This is a genomic window from Nocardia sp. NPDC059195 (assembly GCF_042754695.1).
GTDB lineage: Bacteria > Actinomycetota > Actinomycetes > Mycobacteriales > Mycobacteriaceae > Nocardia.
Window position 1 is genome coordinate 86,309 of sequence record NZ_JBHZBG010000008.1, and the last position, 18,656, is coordinate 104,964.

An 18,656-nucleotide genomic window follows, 5' to 3' on the forward strand; every position below is an offset into this window, starting at 1 on the left:
CCTCGTCGAAAAGATCGATGGCGTAACCGAATTCGGTGACCAGCTGGGCCGGTGCGCCGTCGTCGGTGTAGCGGTCGTAGAGGGTGACGTGCAGGTCGGTCTTGGCCAGCTGCGAGTCGTAGTCGACGGCGCTGACGGTCAGGCCGGGCAGTTCGAAGGTGGTGTCGGCCAGGTTCTGGAACGACAGGCCCACCTGGAACAGCGGGTTGCGCGCGGTGGAGCGGACCGGGTTGAGCACCTCGACGAGACGCTCGAACGGCACGTCGGCGTTGGCGAAGGCTTCCAGGTCCCGGTTGCGCACGTCGGCGAGCAGTTCGGCGAAGGAGGCGCCGGGGTCGACGGCGGTGCGGAACACCAGGGTGTTGACGAACATGCCGATCAGGTCGTCGAGCTCACGCTCGCCACGGCCCGCGATCGGAGTGCCGACGGCGATGTCGTCGGTGCCGGACAGGCGAGCGAGCAGCACCGCGAGCGCGGCGTGCACGACCATGAACAGCGAGGCGTTGTTCGCCCTTGCCAGCTCGTGCAGGGCTGCGTGGCGGGTCGGGTCGATCTCGAAGCGGATGGCCTGACCCTGGAACGACTGCGCGGGCGGGCGCGGCCGGTCGGCAGGCAGTTCGAGCTGGTCGGGCAGCCCGGCGAGAGCTTCGCTCCAGTAGGCGACCTGCTTGGCCGCGAGCGATTCCGGATCGGTCTCGTCGCCGAGGACTTCGCGCTGCCACAGCGCGTAGTCGGCGTACTGCACGGGCAGCGGCGCCCACTGCGGCGCCTCGCCCTGCACGCGGGCCACGTAGGCGGCCATGATGTCGCGGGCCAGCGGGCCCATCGAGGAACCGTCGGCGGAGACGTGGTGCACGGTGAACGCGAGCACGTGGTCGGTGTCGTTCAGCTCGAACAGCGCGACCTCGAGCGGCACCTCTTCGGTGACGTCGAAGGTGGTCATCGCGAATTCGATGACGGTGCCGAGCAATTCGGCCTCGGTGACCGCGATGTGGTGCACCACCGCGCGGCTCTGCGAGACCGGCAGGATCACCTGGTGCGGGCCGTCGGGCGAGCTCGGGTAGGTGGTGCGCAGCATCTCGTGGCGGGCGAACACATCGCCGATGGCCTGTTCGAGCGCGGGCACGTCGAGTTCACCGGTGAGGCGGACGGCCAGGGGGATGTTGTCGACCGCGGAGGTGGACGTGTCGAACTGGTTGAGGAACCAGTACCGCTGCTGGGCGGGCGAGAGCGGGATGACGGCGGGCCGCTCCCCCGCGGTCAGGCGCGGACGGGTCCGGCCCGAGCCCGCGTTGTGCTCGGCACGGGTGGCGAGCGCGGAGACGGTCGAGGCTTCGAACAGGTCGCGGACCGAGAGCTGGATGTCGAGGGCCGCGCCGATGCGGGCGGTGACCTGGGTGGCCAGCAGTGAGTTGCCGCCGAGTTCGAAGAAGTCGTCGTCGGCGCCGACCCGGGTCACCCCGAGGACGTCGCCGAAGGTGCCTGCCACGATCTCTTCGATCGGGGTGGACGCCGCGCGGAACACCTTGGCCTCGAACACCGGCGCGGGCAGCGCCTTGCGATCGAGCTTGCCGGAAGCGTTGAGCGGGAAGGCATCCAGGATCACGAAAGCGGTGGGCACCATGTAGGTCGGCAGCGCAGCGCCGAGTTCGGTGCGCACGGCGTCGAGGTCGATGCTCGCGCCTGCCGCCGGGATCAGATAGCCGACCAGCTGGTCGCCCAGGCGCTCGTCGGAGCGGACCACGACCACGGACTGGGCGATCGAGGGCAGTGCGGTGAGCGCGGACTCGATCTCGCCGAGCTCGATGCGCAGACCACGCAGCTTCACCTGGAAGTCGGTGCGGCCCAGGTATTCCAGCTCGCCATCGGCCGTCCAGGCAACGAGGTCACCCGTGCGGTACATGCGCTCGCCGTCGGTCCCGAACGGGTCGGCGACAAAGCGGTCAGCGGTGAGGTCGGCACGGTTGACGTAGCCGCGCGCCAGCTGGACACCGGCCAGGTACAGCTCGCCGGAAACGCCGACGGGCACCGGGTGCAGGCGCGAATCCAGCACGTACACCTGGGTGTTGAACACCGGGGCACCGATCGGCACCGAGGTGGTGTCGGCATCGGCGACCTCGTGGAAGGTGACGTCGACCGCGGCTTCGGTTGGTCCGTACAGGTTGTGCAGGGCCGCGCCGGTGAGGGCGCGCATCCGCTGTGCGGTCGGCGCGGGCAGCGCCTCACCCGAGGCGAACACCAGACGCAGGCTGTTCGGCACCGGCTGACCGTCGGCCAGGGCAACGGCCGCGGTTTCGGCCAGTTCGGCGACGAACACCGACATCATCGACGGCACGAAGTGCGCGGTGGTGACACCCTCGGTGGCGATGAGCTCGGCGAGGTAGGCCGGATCGCGGTGACCGTCAGGCTTCGCGACGACCAGATGCGCACCGATCTGCAAGGGCCAGAAGAACTCCCACACCGACACGTCGAACGTGGCAGGCGTCTTCTGCAACACCACATCGGCCTCGGTCAGACCGTAGGCCTGCTGCATCCACACCAAACGGTTGACGATCGCACCATGGCTGACCGCCACGCCCTTCGGCCGGCCCGTCGAACCCGACGTGAAGATCACATACGCCGTGTTCTCCGGACGCAGCGGGAGGATCCGCTCGGCGTCGGTGACCGGTGCGTCCGAGTAACCCGAGAGATCCAAGCGCTCGATGTTCAGCGTCATGGCCGAACCCGCGTCGAATTCGTCACGGGCCGTGGTCAATACGCACACCGGCGCCGCGGTCTCGAGCACGTAGTTGGTGCGCTCGGCCGGGTGGTCGGGGTCCAGCGGCACGTAGGCGCCACCGGCCACGCTCACCGCGTACATGCCGATCACCAGGTCGAGCGAGCGGCGCATGCCGAGCGCGACCATGGTGTCCGGCCCGACGCCCTGGGCGATGAGGTGGCGGGCCAGGCGGTTCACCTGTGCGGCGAACTCGCGGTAGGACAGACTCGTCCCCTCGAAAGTGAGGGCCGTCGCGTGCGGGCTGGTCGCGGCCTGTTCAGAGAACATCGACACCAGCGTGGCGGCCTGGTCGACCGGGTGCTCGGTGGCGTTCCAGTCGGCGACCACCTGGCGGTATTCGGCCGGGGCCAGCAGGTCGACCTCGCCGATCGCGCGGGCGGGCTTGGCCACGACCGCGGTCAGCATCCGCACCAGGCGCTGCGCGAGGGCGGCGACGGTGTCGGCGTCGAACATATCGGTGGCGTAGGCGAATTCGGCCGTCATGCCGTCGGCGGAACCGTCGGCACGGTGGCGGTCGGCCAGGTTCAGGTGCAGATCGAACTTGGCGGTGACCACGTCCAGTGGCACGCCGGCGACCTCGAGGCCGGGAAGTTCGAAGGAGGCCTCACCGGTGTTCTGGAAGGACAGCATCACCTGGAACAGCGGGTGGCGGGCCTGCGAACGGGCCGGGTTGAGGATCTCGACGAGGCGTTCGAATGGGAGGTCGGCGTGGCCGAAGGCGGCGAGGTCGTTCTCCCTGGTCCGGTCGAGCAGCTCGGTGAACGGCTGGGCCGGGTCGACGGTGCTGCGCAGGACCAGGGTGTTGACGAACATGCCGATGGCGTCGTCGAGCACCGCTTCGCCACGACCGGCGACGGCGGTGCCGATGGCGATGTCGTCGCTGCCCGACAGGCGGGCCAGCAGCGCGGCGAACGCGGCGTGCACGACCATGAACAGGCTGGCGCCGTGTTCGCGGGCCAGCGCGTTGAGTCCGGCCGACAGGGCGGGATCGATCGAGAACTCGTGCACGCCACCGCGATTGGACGCGACGGCGGGACGGGCGCGATCGGCGGGCAGGTCGAGCTGGTCGGGCAGCCCGGCCAGGTGCTGCGACCAGTAGGCCACCTGCTGGGCGATCATCGACGCCGAATCGGTTTCGGCGCCGAGCGTTTCGCGCTGCCACAGGGCGAAGTCGGCGTACTGCACGGGCAGCGGCGCCCAGCCGGGCGCTTCGCCGCGCGAGCGGGCGGCGTAGGCGATCATCACGTCGCGGGCCAGCGGGCGCACCGACCAGCCGTCGCCGGAGATGTGGTGCACGACGAAGACCAGCACGTGGGTGTCGGGGTGTGAGCCGTCCATGGAGCCCGCGATGCGCAGCAGTTCGGCGCGCACCGGGACCTCGGCGGTCACGTCGAACCCAGCGAGCACGAGTTCGCTGATGCGATCGCGGACCTCGTCCTCGCCGACGCTGACCGGGTTCAGCGAGATCGGCATCTGCCCCGCGGGCAGCACGACCTGCACGCCCTGGCCGTCGGCGGTCTCCGGGTAGACGGTGCGCAGCACCTCGTGCCGGTCGACCACGTCGGCGACGGCCTGGCGCAGTGCGTCGATGTCGAGGTCACCGGTGAGGCGGACCGCGAGGGGGATGTTGTTGACGCCGGTCGCGCTGTCGAAGCGGTTCAGGAACCACATGCGCTGCTGGGCCAGCGAGAGCGGGATCTGCTCCGGGCGCGCACCGGCCACGAGCTCGCGACGGCTGCCGCTGCCCGCGTGGACCTCGACCTTGGCGGCCAGCGCGGCCACCGACGGCGCCTCGAACAGCGCGCGCACGGGGACGCGGGTGTCGAGGGCGGCCCCGAGGCGGGCAACCACCTGGGTGGCGATGAGCGAGTTGCCGCCCAGGTCGAAGAAGTCGTCGTCGAGGCCGACCGCGCGGTCGCCGGACAAGCCGAGCACCTCGGCGAAGGTGGCGGCGACGATCTCCTCGATCGGCGTGCGCGGCGCGCGGAACTCGCGCGCCTCGAACACCGGCTCGGGCAGGGCCCTGCGGTCGAGCTTGCCGTTGGCGCTCAGCGGCATCTCGTCGATCACGACGAACGCGGCCGGAACCATGTAGGACGGCAGCTGCGCGGCCAGATGCGCACGCAGCGAATCGATTTCGACAGTCTCGCCCGCGGCGGGGACGACATAGCCGACGAGCTGGTCGCCGGTGCGCGCATCCGAACGCACGACCACAACGGCCTGCGTGACGGTGTTCTGCGCGGTGAGCGCGGCTTCGATCTCGCCGAGCTCGATGCGCAGACCACGCAGCTTGACCTGGAAGTCGGTGCGGCCGAGATAGGTGATGACGCCGTTCTCGTCGCGGCGGACGAGGTCGCCGGTGCGGTACATGCGCTCGCCGCCTGCGGGGCTGCCGGCGGGCCCGGAGGCGGTAGCGGAGCGTGACCACGCAGGGCCCTCGGCGGCCCCGCCATCGGATACAGCCCCGAACGGGTCGGCGACGAAGCGGTCGGCGGTGAGGTCCGGGCGGCCGAAGTAGCCGCGGGCCAGCTGGGCACCGGCCAGGTACAGCTCACCGGCGACACCGGCGGCGACCGGGTGCAGTCGCGAATCCAGCACGTAGGCCTGCGAGTTCCAGACCGGCGAACCGATCGGGACGGCACCGTCGACCTGGTCGGCGACCGGTCCGTGCGTCGCGTGGACGGTGAACTCGGTGGGGCCGTACAGGTTGAACAGGGCCGCGTCGCTCACCGTGCGGAGTGCGACTACCGCGTCGGCGGTGAACGCCTCACCGGCGATCAGCAGGGCGCGCAGTGAGGACAGAGCTCCGCCCGCAACGGCGGCGGCATCGATGCTGCCCGCGAAAACGGTGAGCATCGATGGCACGAACGAGGTCATCGTGACTCGTTGCGCGGCAATAACATCCGCGAGGTACTGCGGATCGCGGTGCCCGTCGGGGCTCGCCACGACGATCCGGCCGCCGGTGCTCAGCGGGCCGAACAGTTCCCAGACCGACACGTCGAAGGTGGCGGGTGTCTTGAACAGCACCACGTCCTCGGCGTCGATGCCGTATTCGCCGGTGATCCAGCGGATCTGGTTCACCACGGCCGAGTGCGGCACGGCCACACCCTTCGGGCGGCCGGTCGAGCCGGAGGTGAAGATGACATACGCCGGGTGCTGCGGGAGCAACGGAACTATCCGCTCGGCATCGCTGACCGGAGTCTGCGGGTACGCCGAGAGGTCGATCGCGTCGATAACCAGCGTAATCGGGTCACCGGCCACCTCGCCGCGGACAGCCGAGCCGGTCGCGGCAGCATCGGCCGCGCCGTCATCGAGTCCGAACCCGTCGCGGGTAGTGGTGAGGACGGCGACCGGGGCGGCCGTCTCCAGCACGTACGCGATGCGGTCGGCGGGCTGGTCCAGGTCCAGCGGCACGTAGCCACCGCCCGCTTCCTGCACCGCGTAGGCGGCGACGACCAGGTCGATGCTGCGGCGCAGGCCGAGCGCGACGAGGGATTCCGGGCCGACGCCTGCTTCGATCAGGCGATGCGCCAAACGGTGCACGCGAGCGGCGAATTCGGCGTAGGTCAGGGTCTCGCCGGTGGCGGGGTCGACTATCGCGACCGTGTCCGGGGTGGCCAGCGCCTGGCGGGCGAACTCGTCCACCAGGGTGCCCGCGCCGGGCAGCTCATGGGCGGTGTCGTTCCAGCCACGCACGGCCAGTGCGGTTTCGGCGGCATCGAGCAGGGCGATATCGCCGACAGCGCGGTTCGGGGCCGCCGCGATCTCGGCCAGCAGGCGGGCGAAGCGGGCACCGAAGCGGTCCATGGTGGCCGCGTCGAACAGGTCGGTGGCGTAGATCAGTTCGGCGACGATGCCGGATACATCGCCCGGCTTCTCGGTCAGCACCACCTGCAGGTCGAACTTGGCCACGTCGATCGGCAGGTCGACGCCGCTGACGGTGAGGCCGGGCAGTTCCAGGCTGGTCTGGCCGGTGTTCTGGAAGGCCAGCATGACCTGGAACAGCGGGTGACGCGCCTGTGAGCGGGTGGGGTTGATGATTTCGACGAGGCGTTCGAACGGCAGGTCGGCGTGGCCGAAGGCGGCGATATCGCTCGCGCGGACCTTACCGAGCAGGTCGGTGAAGCTCGCGTCGCTGTCGACCTCGGTGCGCAGCACCAGGGTGTTGACGAACATGCCGATCAGGTCGTCGAGGGCACGCTCACCACGGCCCGCGATGGGGGTGCCGATGGCGATGTCGTGCTCGCCGGACAGGCGCGAGAGCAGCAGCGCGAGCGACGCGTGCGCGACCATGAACAGCGTCGCGCCACGGGTACGGGCCAGATCGGCCAGGGCCGCATGGGTTTTCGCGTCGATCTCGAAGGTGTGGGTGGCGCCGCGTCCGCTGGCGACCGCGGGGCGCGGCCGGTCGGCGGGCAGGTCGAGCTGCTCGGGCAGGCCGCGCAGGTTCGCACCCCAGAACGAGATCTGCTGGGCGATCACCGATTTCGCGTCGTCCTCGTCACCGAGCACGCCGCGCTGCCACAGCGCGAAGTCGGCGTACTGGACTTCCAGCGGACGCCAGGCCGGTTCGGCACCTTCCACGCGGGCGCTGTAGGCGGTCATCACGTCGCGGGTGAGCGGGCCCATCGAGAAGCCGTCGGCCGAGATGTGGTGCACGACAAGGGCGAGCACATGTTCGGTGGGGCTCACCTCGAACAGCGCGGCGCTGAACGGCACCTCGGCGGTGACATCGAACGCGGTGCGCACCAGCTCCGAAAGCCGTTGCGGCAGTTCGGCGGCGGTGGCCTCGATCGGCGCCAGGTCGGGGATGACCTTGCCGGTCGGGACGATCACCTGGTAACCGGCGCCGGCCACCTCTGGGTAGTAGCTGCGCAGGGATTCGTGGCGGGCGAGCACGTCGGCCACGGCCACCTGCAACGCCTGGCGGTCGAGCAGGCCCGACAGCCGGACGGCGGCGGGGATGTTGTCCACCGCGGACTCGGGGTCGAAGCGGTTGAGGAACCACATGCGCTGCTGGGCCAGCGACAGCGGCACCCGCTCGGGGCGCTGCTGCGGCACCAGCGGCGCGCGGCGTTCGGCACCGGAGTGCGTCTCGGCGCGGGCGGCCAGCCCGGCGACGGTGGAGGCCTCGAACAGCTCGCGCACACCGATATCGGTGTCCAGCGCGGCCGACAGGCGGGCGGCGACCTGGGTGGCGGTCAGCGAGTTGCCACCGAGGGCGAAGAAGTCGTCGTCGAGGCCGACCCGGTCCAGGCCGAGCACACCGGCGAAGGTCGCGGCGATGATCTCCTCGACCGGCGTGGTCGGGGCGCGGAACACCGCGGCCTCGAACACCGGCGCGGGCAGCGCCTTACGGTCGAGCTTGCCGGAGGCGTTGAGCGGGAACTCGTCGAGGACGATGATCACCGCGGGCACCATGTAGGCGGGCAGGTTGTTGCCCAGTTCCTCGCGGGTGTCCTCGATGTCGACGGTGCGGCCGGTCGCCGGGATGACGTAGGCAACCAACTGGTCGCCGGTGTGCTGATCGCCGCGAACGACGACCACGGACTGGGCCACCTCGTCGAGGCCGGTCAGCGCGGACTCGATCTCGCCGAGCTCGATGCGCAGACCGCGCAGCTTCACCTGGAAGTCGGTGCGGCCCAGGTATTCCAGCTCGCCCTGTTCGGTCCAGGCGACGAGGTCACCGGTGCGGTACATGCGCTCGCCGCCGTCACCGAACGGGTCGGCGACGAAGCGGTCGGCGGTCAGGTCGGGGCGGGCGACGTAGCCGCGTGCCAGCTGGGTACCCGCGAGATAGAGCTCACCCGCGACGCCGACCGGGACGGGGCGCAGGCGCGCGTCGAGGACGTAGACCTGGGTGTTGAAGACCGGGGCGCCGATCGGGACCGTGTCCACATCGGTGTCGACGACCTCGTGGAAGGTGACGTCGACCGCGGCCTCGGTGGGGCCGTACAGGTTGTGCAGCGCGGCGCCGGTCAGCTCACGCAAACGGTGCGCGGGCTTGGGCGGCAGCGCTTCACCGGAGGCGAACACCATCCGCAGCGATTCGCAGCGCGCGGCCGCGGCATCGGCGACGAACACCGCGAGCATCGACGGCACGAAGTGCGTGACGGTGACACCCTCGAGGCGAATGATCTCCGCGAGGTAGGCCGGATCGCGATGGCCGTCGGGCTTGGCGACAACCAGCTTCGCGCCGATCTGCAAGGGCCAGAAGAACTCCCATACCGACACGTCGAACGTGGCGGGCGTCTTCTGTAGCACTACGTCGGCTTCGGTCAGGCCGTACGCGGCCCGCATCCACACGAGGCGGTTGACGATCGCACCGTGGCTGACCGCCACACCCTTCGGACGGCCCGTCGAACCCGACGTGAAGATCACATACGCGGTGTTCTCCGGACGCAGCCCGACGATCCGCTGGGCATCGGTGACGCGGGTGTCGGCGTAGCCGTCCAGGTCGAGCAGGTCGATGCGGACCTGGGCGGTGTCGATCTCCAGATCGGTGCCCGAGGTGAGCACACAGACCGGATCCGCCGTCGCCAGAATGTATTCCGTGCGCTCGGCCGGATGATCGGGGTCGAGGGGCACATAGGCGCCACCGGCCACGCTCACCGCGTACATGCCGACGACCAGGTCGATCGAGCGGCGCATGCCAAGTGCCACATAGGTTTCCGGGCCGACGCCACGGTCGATCAGCCAGCGCGACAGGCGGTAGACCCGCTGGGCGAACTCGGCATACGAAAGACTCGTGCCCTCGAAGGACAGCGCCGTGGCCTGCGGGGTCCGTGCCAGCTGGGCCTCGAACATCGAGACGAGGGTGGCGCGCTCGTCGACCTCGTGCGCGGTGGCGTTCCACTCACGGACGACGAGTTCACGTTCGGCGGTATCGAGCAGTTCGATATCGCCCACTGCCACAGTCGGTTCCGTGGTGATCGCGGTGAGCACCCGGATCAGGCGCTCGGCGATGCGGTGCACGGTGGCCGCGTCGAACAACGCGCTCAGGTAGCCGGCGCGGATGCGCAGCTGGGTGTCGAGCTGGGCGATCAGCGAGAGCGGGTAGTGCGTGGCATCGGCGGCGTCGAGGCCGGTGACAGCCATCCCGTCGATATCGGCGGCCTGTGCCTTGATGCCCTCGGCGTCGACCGGGTAGGACTCGAAGACCACGAGGGAGTCGAACAGGCCACCGATGCCTGCCGCGGACTGGATCTCGGCGAGGCCGATGTAGTGGTGGTCGAGCAGGTCGGCCTGCTCGCCCTGGGTGCGGGTGAGCACGTCGCGCAGCGATTCGGCGGCGCCGAACCGCACGCGCACCGGGACGGTGTTGATGAACAGGCCGACCATGGATTCCACGCCGGAGAGCTGCGCGGGACGGCCCGAGACGGTGGTGCCGAAGAGCACGTCGTCGCGGCCGGTCATCCGGCCGAGCACGATCGACCAGGCCACCTGCAGGACAGTGTTCGGGGTGACGCCGAGGTCGGCGGCCAGCGCCACGAGCCGCGCCGTGGTTGGCTCGTCGAGGTCGAACAGGTACTCCTCGGACAGCGCGGCGATCTCGCGGCTCGCGTCGGGGCGGGCCAGCATGGTCGGCTCGGTGACGCCGCGCAGCGCATCGGCCCAGGCCTCGACCGAGACCGAGTGATCCTGGCGGGCAACCCATTCCAGGAAGTGGCGGTAGGAGCGGACGGCGGGCAGCGCGCTCGCGTCGCCGTGCAGGGCGTAGAGGGCGAGCAGGTCACGCATGACCAGCGGCGTCGACCAGCCATCCAGGAGGATGTGGTGGTTGGACACCACGAAGCGCCATTCGTGTTCGGCGATCTGGATCAGCGTGAAGCGGATCAGCGGCGGGTTGGCCAGGTCGAAGCGGGCGGTGCGGTCGGCCTCGACGAGGTCGGCGTATTCGCCGGTCTCGATGCGGTCGTGTTCGGTCCATGCCACACGGGTGGTGTCGAGGACGACCTGCACGGCATTGCCGTCGTGGTCGGTGACGAACGCGGTGCGCAGGGTCTCGTGGCGGTCGAGCAACGCCTGGGCGGCGGCGCGCAGACGGGTGGCGTCGACGCGGCCGGTGAGCGTGAGGACGGCCTGGGCGGTGTAGACGTCGACCGAGGTGGCGGCGAGGCGGGCATGGAAGAACAGGCCTGCCTGCAGCGCGGCCAGCGGCCACACCTGGGTCAGCTCGGGGTAGCGCTTCTCCCAGGTGTCGATATCGCGCTGGGTGGAGCGCACGAGGGCGAAGTCGGACGGCGTGTGGCCGCCCGCGTCGGCCGAATTGGCGTGCCGGGCAACGGCTTCCAGTGCGGTGATCCACAGGTCCGCGAATTCGCGCACCTCGGCCTCGGCGAGCAGCGTGCTCGGGTAGCCGATATTGGCGCTGAGCTTGTCGCCGACGACGATCGCGTTGACGTCCAGGGGCGCCATCGCGGGCATGTCGGCGTCGTAGGCGCCGCCGAGGGCGGCCAGCTCGGGTGCGGGGATCCAGCCGAAGCCGCGCAGGGCGTCGGGGACATCGCTGTCGGCGACGCGGCCGAGGTAGTTGAAGCTGATCTGGCCGGGCAGCTGCGTGGGCAGTTCGGCGGCGGTCTCGGCGTTCATGTACCGCAGCAGGCCGTAGCCGATGCCCTTGTCGGGCACCGAGAGCAGCTGTTCCTTGACCGCCTTCACGGCCTGGCCCAGCGCCGGACCACCGGCGAGCGCGGCGTCGATGTCGATGCCTGCCAGGTCGAGGCGGACCGGGAAGATCGCGGTGAACCAGCCGACGGTGCGGGACAGGTCGGCGCCGGGCGCGACCTCTTCCTCGCGACCGTGGCCTTCGAGCCGCACGAGCAGTGCGTCGTTGTCCGAGTCGGCGCGGCGGCCGTTGCCGAGTGCGCCGGGGCCGGTGCGGGTGGAGCGCCACTTGGCGGCGGCCAGCGCCAGCGCGGTGAGCAAGCCGTCGTTGACGCCACCGTGGAACAGGGCGGGGACCGTGGTGAGCAGGGCCTTGGTGACCTCGGCGGACACCTCGACCGGCAGCTTCTCGATCACGCCGGAAACGTCGACCGCGGGGTCCATCGCCCGCGTGGTGAGCAGCGGGTCCGGGGTGGCGACGACCGCACGCCAGAAGTCGAGCTCGGCGGCGCGTTCGGTGGTGCGCGCCTCGTCGGCCAACGCGTGCGCCCAGGCCCGCATGGAGGTGGCGGGAGCGACGAGTTCGGGCTGCTGACCCGCGGAGAGCTGACCCCACGCGGCCACGAAATCGGGGACGAGGATGCGCCACGAGACACCGTCGACGACCAGGTGGTGGGCGACGACGATCAGGCGGCCTGCGCGAGGCGCGTTCGACGCACCGGCGGCGACAGCGGTGCCCGCCACGATGGCATCGCCGGTGGCGGCGTCGGCACCTACACCGTTGCCCGCCTCAGCTGTGCCCGCCTCAGCTGTGCCCGCCTTGGCAGTGCCGCCGACGGCGGCGTTCGCGTCCGGCTCCAGCCAGACGAAACGCACGACGACACCGTTAGCCGGGTCGAGTCGATCCAGGCTCGCATCCAGTGCGGCCGAAGCGATGTCGACGAGCTCGGCGTCGGAGACGGCGGGGTCGAAGCTGGTGTGGTCGATGAGCGCGGTGGCCTCGACGGTGCCCGTGGGGGCTGTGGTGACGATCCAGCGGCCGTCGACCTGGTGCAGACGCGAGCGCAGCATGTCGTGGCGGTCGATGACCGCGCCGACGGTGGCGGCGATGCCCGCGCGGTCGATGCCGACCGGCAGCTCGAGCGCCATGGTCTGGTTGAACCGGTGGAACGAACCGGGCCGCTCCGCCATGAACCGCACGACCGGGGTCAGCGGCATCTCGCCGACGCCACCGCCCGGCAGCTCGGCCAGGGTGATCGCGGAAGCCGCTGCCACATCGGCGGTTTCGGCGACCGAGGCCAACCCGGCGACGGTCCGCTGTTCGAAGACATTGCGCGGCGAGAACAGCACGCCGCGAGCCTTGGCGCGGGAGACGAGCTGGATGGAGACGATCGAGTCGCCGCCGAGGGCGAAGAACGAATCGTCCACGCCGACGCGCTCCACACCGAGGACCTCGGCGAAGACCTCGGCGATGGTCTGCTCGATCGGGTTGCGCGCGGCCCGGAAGGTGACCTCGGTGGCGAAGACCGGCTCCGGCAACGCTTTTCGGTCGAGCTTGCCGACCGGGGTCAGCGGCACGTGGTCGATCACCATGATCGACGACGGCACCATGTAGGCGGGCAGGCGCTCCTCGACGTGCGCGGTCAGCGCGGCGACATCGATCGAATGACCCGGTACGGCAACCACATACGCGACCAGCGAGACAGCGCCCGCGGTGCTCTTGTGGCCGACGGTAGTCGCGAAGTCGACGGTCTCGTGCGAGGCGAGCGCGGAGTCGATCTCGCCCAGTTCGATACGGAAGCCACGGATCTTGACCTGGAAGTCGGAACGACCGACGTACTCGACCGTGCGATCAGCGGTCCAGCGCACGACGTCACCGGTGCGGTACATCCGCTCCCCTGGGACGAACGGGTCGGCGACGAACCGGTCGGCGGTGAGCCCGGCGCGGGCGTGGTAGCCGCGAGCCAGCTGAATGCCCGACAGGTACAGCTCACCCGCGACACCCACCGGAACGGGCTGGAGCTGGGCGTCCAGGATCAGCGAACGCATGCCGCGGGTCGGGCCACCGATGGTGACCAGCTCGCCCGGCACCAGCGCGGCGCTGATGTTGGTCATGATCGTGGTCTCGGTGGGGCCGTACCCGTTGTGGAAGGCACGAGTTGTGCCGGATGCCAACGGAACTGCCCACTTGCTCACCAGGTCGGCGGGCACCGCTTCACCACCGGCGACCAGCACGCGCAGCGAGTCGAGCCCGCTGGGGTCGAAGGTCGCCAGGGCGGCGGGGGTGATGAAGGCGTGGGTGACCCGCTCGGTGCGGATCAGCTCGGACAGCTCGTCGCCGCCGTAGACACCCGGCGGGACCACGACCAGCGCGCCACCACGGGCCAGGGCCAGCAGCAGTTCGAGGATCGAGGCATCGAACGAGGGTGAGGCGAAATGCAGTGCGCGCGTGTCGGTGTCGAGGGCGTAGCGCTTGGCCTGCTCCTCGCCGAAGTTCGCCAGACCGGCGTGGGTGACGACTACGCCCTTGGGCACGCCGGTGGAGCCGGAGGTGTAGATGACGTAGGCGGGCTGCTCGGGGCTGGTCTCGCGGACCAGTTCCGAGTCGGCGATCGGTCCGCCGTCGAAGCGGGCGAGGTCCAGCTCATCGAGCACGAGCCAACCGGCCGCGGGAGCATCCGCGGACGAGCTGTCGAGCCCCGTCTCGGACTCCCCCACCCCAGCCGACGCGTGCGGCGTGGATTCGACACCGGCCGCAGCACGCGGCGCGATGTCGGGCAGTCCGCCCAGTACTGATGCGACGGTGATGCCCAGCGGCGAACCGGAGTCGGTGACCATGTGGGCGATGCGGTCGGCAGGGTAAGTCGGGTCGACCGGGACGAAGGCGGCACCGGTCTTGGCAACTGCCCACGCGGCCAGCACCGAGTCGGCCGAGCGGGGGACGCCGATCGCGACGAGGTCTTCGGCGCCGATACCCTCGGCGATCAGCAAGCGCGCCAGTCGGTTCGAGCGTTCATCGAGCTCGGCATACGAAACGCTCGCGCCCTGGAACACCACGGCCGGGCCGGTCGGGTTCTGGGCGACAGCCTCGGCCAGGAGGGTGCGCAGGGTGCGCGCGGGCACCGGCGGTTCACCGACCCGGAACACCAGGTCGGCCCGCTCGGCGCCATCGAGCACATCGATCGCGCTCACGGTCACCGACGCATCGGCGGCCACAGCTTCGAGCACTCGTTCCCAGCGGGTCGCGATAGTGGCGACGGTGTCCTCATCGAACAGTTCGGTGGCGTAGTTCAGTGCCAGCGCCATCCCGCCGTGGCCGGGTTCGCCCAGCTCGGAGAGGGTGAACTGCAGGTCGAAGCGGGCGACGCTCTCGTCGAGGTCGAGCGCGGAGACAGCCAGGCCGGGCAGTTCGAGGGTGGTGCGATCCAGGTTCTGGAAGGCCAGCATCACCTGGAACAGCGGGTTGCGCGACTGCGAGCGCTCGGGCGCCAGGAGTTCCACCAGGCGTTCGAACGGCACATCCGCGTTGCCGTAGGCGTCGAGGTCGGTCTTGCGGGCCTGCTCGAGCAGATCGGTGAACGACTCGGCGGGACGCACGCCGGTGCGCAGCACGAGGGTGTTGACGAACATGCCGACCAGGTCGTCGAGCGCCTGCTCACCACGGCCCGCGATCGGGGTGCCGATCGCGACGTCGTCGGAGCCGGAAAGGCGAGCCAGCAGCACCGCCAGCGCGGTGTGCATGACCATGAACAGCGACGCACCCTGGCGACGGGCCACCTCGTCGAGCTTGGCGACGAGTTCGGGCGAGAGCTCGCGGTGCACGGAGGCGCCGCGCAGCGAGGCGATCGCCGGACGCGGCCGGTCGAACGGCAGGGTCAGCTCGTCGGGGACGCCGGCGAGCTGGGACTGCCAGTAGCCGACCTGGCGCGACATCAGCGACTCGGTGTCGTCCTCGGTGCCGAGCACGGCGCGCTGCCAGATCGCGAAATCGGCGTACTGCACGGGCAGTGGTGCCCAGCCTGGCGCGGTGCCCTGGGCGCGGGCCGTGTAGGCGCGCATCACATCGCGGGTCAGCGGTGCAATGGAAAAGCCGTCGGCGGCGATGTGGTGCACGACCACGACCAAGACGTGCTCGGCGGCCGCAGCACGACCGGCAGACTCCGAGGCAGCGGTGTGCTCGGTGGCAGCGGCGCTACCGGCAGGCTCGGACTCACCGACTGAGCGGGTCACGCCGGTGCGGTCGTCGATGGCGGCGACGCGGAACAGACGCGCGCGCATCGGAACCTGTTCGGCCACATCGAAACCGGTGGAGACGAACTCGGTGACGGTCTCGAACAGCTCGTCCCGATCGATGGCGACCGGGCGCAGATCCAGCGAAATACGTTCCGCCGCAACAATCTGCTGCACCGGGGTGCCGCCGTGCTCGGGGTACCGAGTGCGCAGCGACTCATGCCTGCGGACCAGGTCGGCCAGCGCCAAAGACAGTGCCTCGGTGTCGAGTTCACCGGTGAGGCGGATCGCGACGGGCAGGTTGTAGGCGGCCGAAGTGGTGTCGTACTTGTTGAGGAACCACATGCGCTGCTGTGCGAACGACAGCGGAACCAGTTCACCGTCGGCGCGCTCACGGGCGACCAGCGCCGCGCGGGCGGTGCCGCCGGTGTGCGATTCCACCCGTGCCGCGAGGGCTTCCACGGTGGAGGCTTCGAACAGCGCGCGCACCGGCACCGTGGCGCCGAGCGCCGCACCGATGCGGGCCACGACGCGGGTGGCGATGAGCGAGTTGCCGCCGAGGTCGAAGAAGTCGTCGTCGACACCGACCCGGTCGAGGCCGAGCACATCGGCGAAGACCGCGGCCACGGTTTCCTGCACCGGTGTGACGGGTGCGCGGAAGGCCCGTGCCTGCACCGCGGGTGCGGGCAGCGCGCGGCGATCCAGCTTGCCGTTGACGGTCAGCGGGATCCACTCGAGGCGCACGAGCGCCGCGGGAACCATGTAGGCGGGCAACTGTTCGGCCGCACCGCTGCGGATGGTCTCCAGATCGGGTTCGTGGTCGCCCTCGGCGACCACGTAGGCGACGATCCGCTGGTCACCCGGCTGATCCTCACGCACGATGACCGCGGCCTGGGCGATACCCGGCTGCGCGAGCACGGCGGCTTCGATCTCACCGAGTTCGATACGGAAGCCACGAACCTTCACCTGATCGTCGGCACGGCCCAGGTATTCGAGCTCACCGAAGCGGTTCCAGCGCGCGAGGTCGCCGGAGCGGTACAGGCGCGAGCCGCCCTGGTTCGGGCCCGCGAGCGGGTTGGCGACGAAACGGGTGGCGGTGAGGTCGGGGCGGCCGAGGTAGCCGCGCGCCAACTGCGGTCCGGCGACATACATTTCGCCCGCGACACCCACCGGCACCGGACGCAACCGGTTGTCCAGGACGTACACGCCCAGACCCGCGATGGCCCGGCCGACCACCGAACCGGCAGCGGCGGCAATGGTTTTCGCGTCCAGCGCACGGAACGACACGTGCACCGTGGTCTCGGTGATGCCGTACATGTTCACCAGCGTCGGCGAGCTGTCACCGTGGCGCGCGACCCAATCCGAGAGACGACGTAGCTCGAGCGCCTCGCCACCGAACACGACGTAGCGCAGCGCGAGTGGTTCCAGACCGGGTCCGGCGTTGCGGTCGGCCTCGGCCAGTTGGTAGAAGGCCGACGGCGTCTGGTTGAGCACTGTCACCTGTTCGACGCGCAGCAGTTCCAGGAACTGTTCGGGCGAACGGGAGGTGTAGTAGTCGACGACGATCAGCGAGCCACCGAACAGCAGCGGGCCCCACAGTTCCCACACCGAGAAGTCGAACGCGTAGGAGTGGAACAGCGTCCACACATCGCGCGGGCCGAAGCCGAAGTCGCGGTCGGTGTTGGCGAACAGGCGCACCACATTGCGGTGCGCGACCGCGACACCCTTGGGGCGGCCGGTCGAGCCGGAGGTGTAGATGACGTAGGCGACATTGTCCGGCGAGAGCGGGGCGATCCGGTCGGCGTCGGTGATCGGCGCGTCGTCGGCGTCTTCGATATTGCCGGTTTCCACGGCGAATCCGTCGAGCACCACCGAGGGCAGGTGCTCGGGCACGCTCACCTGGACGGTGGAATCGAGGACGACGCTGGTGGGGCGCGAGTCCTCGAGCACGTAGGCGATGCGCTCGGCCGGGTACGTCGGGTCGACCGGCACGTAGCCCGCACCGGTCTTGACCACGGCGAGCAGCGCGACGACGAGATCCAGCGAGCGCGGCAGGATCACCGCGACCAGCGATTCCGGGCCCGCGCCGTCGTCGATCAACCTGCGCGCCAGCACATTCGCGCGGCGATCGAGTTCGGCGTAGGTCAGCGACTCGACACCGAACTTGGCGGCGATGCGGTCCGGATAGGCGGCGGCCGCGGCGTCGAACAGGTCGACCAGGGTCGTGTGCTTGTTGCCGAACAGGCCGCGCCGGTAGCCGGCGGGGGTGCTGGCGTCGTGGATGACCGGCAGACCGATGGCGTCGACACCGGAGGACACCCAGCGCTGGGCGACATCGCGCTGTTCGGCCTCGCCGAGCAGGTCGATATCGCCGACGATCACGTCGGGGTTCTCGGCGACGCTGCGCAGGATGCGTACCAGGCGGTCACCGAATGCGGCGACCGTCTCGATGTCGAACAGATCGGTGGAATAGTTCCACGACAGCGCCAGGGAGCCGTCGGCTGCTTCGCCCACGGTCAGCTGCACATCGAATTTCGCTGTGCCCGGGTCGAAGTCGACGACGGACAGGTCGAGGCCGGGCAGTGCGATGGTGCCGGTGTCGGCGGCGGTGGCCGCTTCGAAGGTGAGCGCCACCTGGAACAGCGGGTGGTGCGCCTGCGAACGGGTGGGGCTGAGCACGTCGACGAGGCGCTCGAAGGGCACATCGGCGTTGGCGAACGCGGACAGGTCGACCTTGCGGATCTGATCCAGGAGGTCGCTGAAGCTCGCGCTGGAGTCGACCTCGCTGCGCAGCACCAGGGTGTTGACGAACATGCCGACCAGGTCGTCGAGCGTGCGCTCGCCACGACCGGCGATGGGGGTGCCGATGGCGATGTCGGTGCTGTTGGACAGGCGCGCGGCCCAGGTGGCCAGTGCCGCGTGCATCACCATGAACAGGGTGACGCCACGGGCGCGGGCGATCTCGGTCAGCGCGTGGTGCAGGTGCGCGTCGACCGAGAAACGGTGCAGGTCACCGGCATTGGTGGCAACCTCGGGGCGC

1 protein-coding gene (cut by both window edges) is annotated in these 18,656 nt (G+C 70.0%); it reads right to left on the minus strand.

This entire window lies inside a single protein-coding gene on the minus strand: locus ACFXKN_RS13040, encoding a non-ribosomal peptide synthase/polyketide synthase (RefSeq protein WP_379433021.1). The 44,571-nt coding sequence extends 12,356 nt beyond the window's left edge and 13,559 nt beyond its right edge, so the window shows coding positions 13,560–32,215, spanning codon 4,520 (partial) through codon 10,739 (partial); the first complete codon in reading order (the gene reads right to left) occupies positions 18,653–18,655. The start codon and the stop codon both lie outside this window.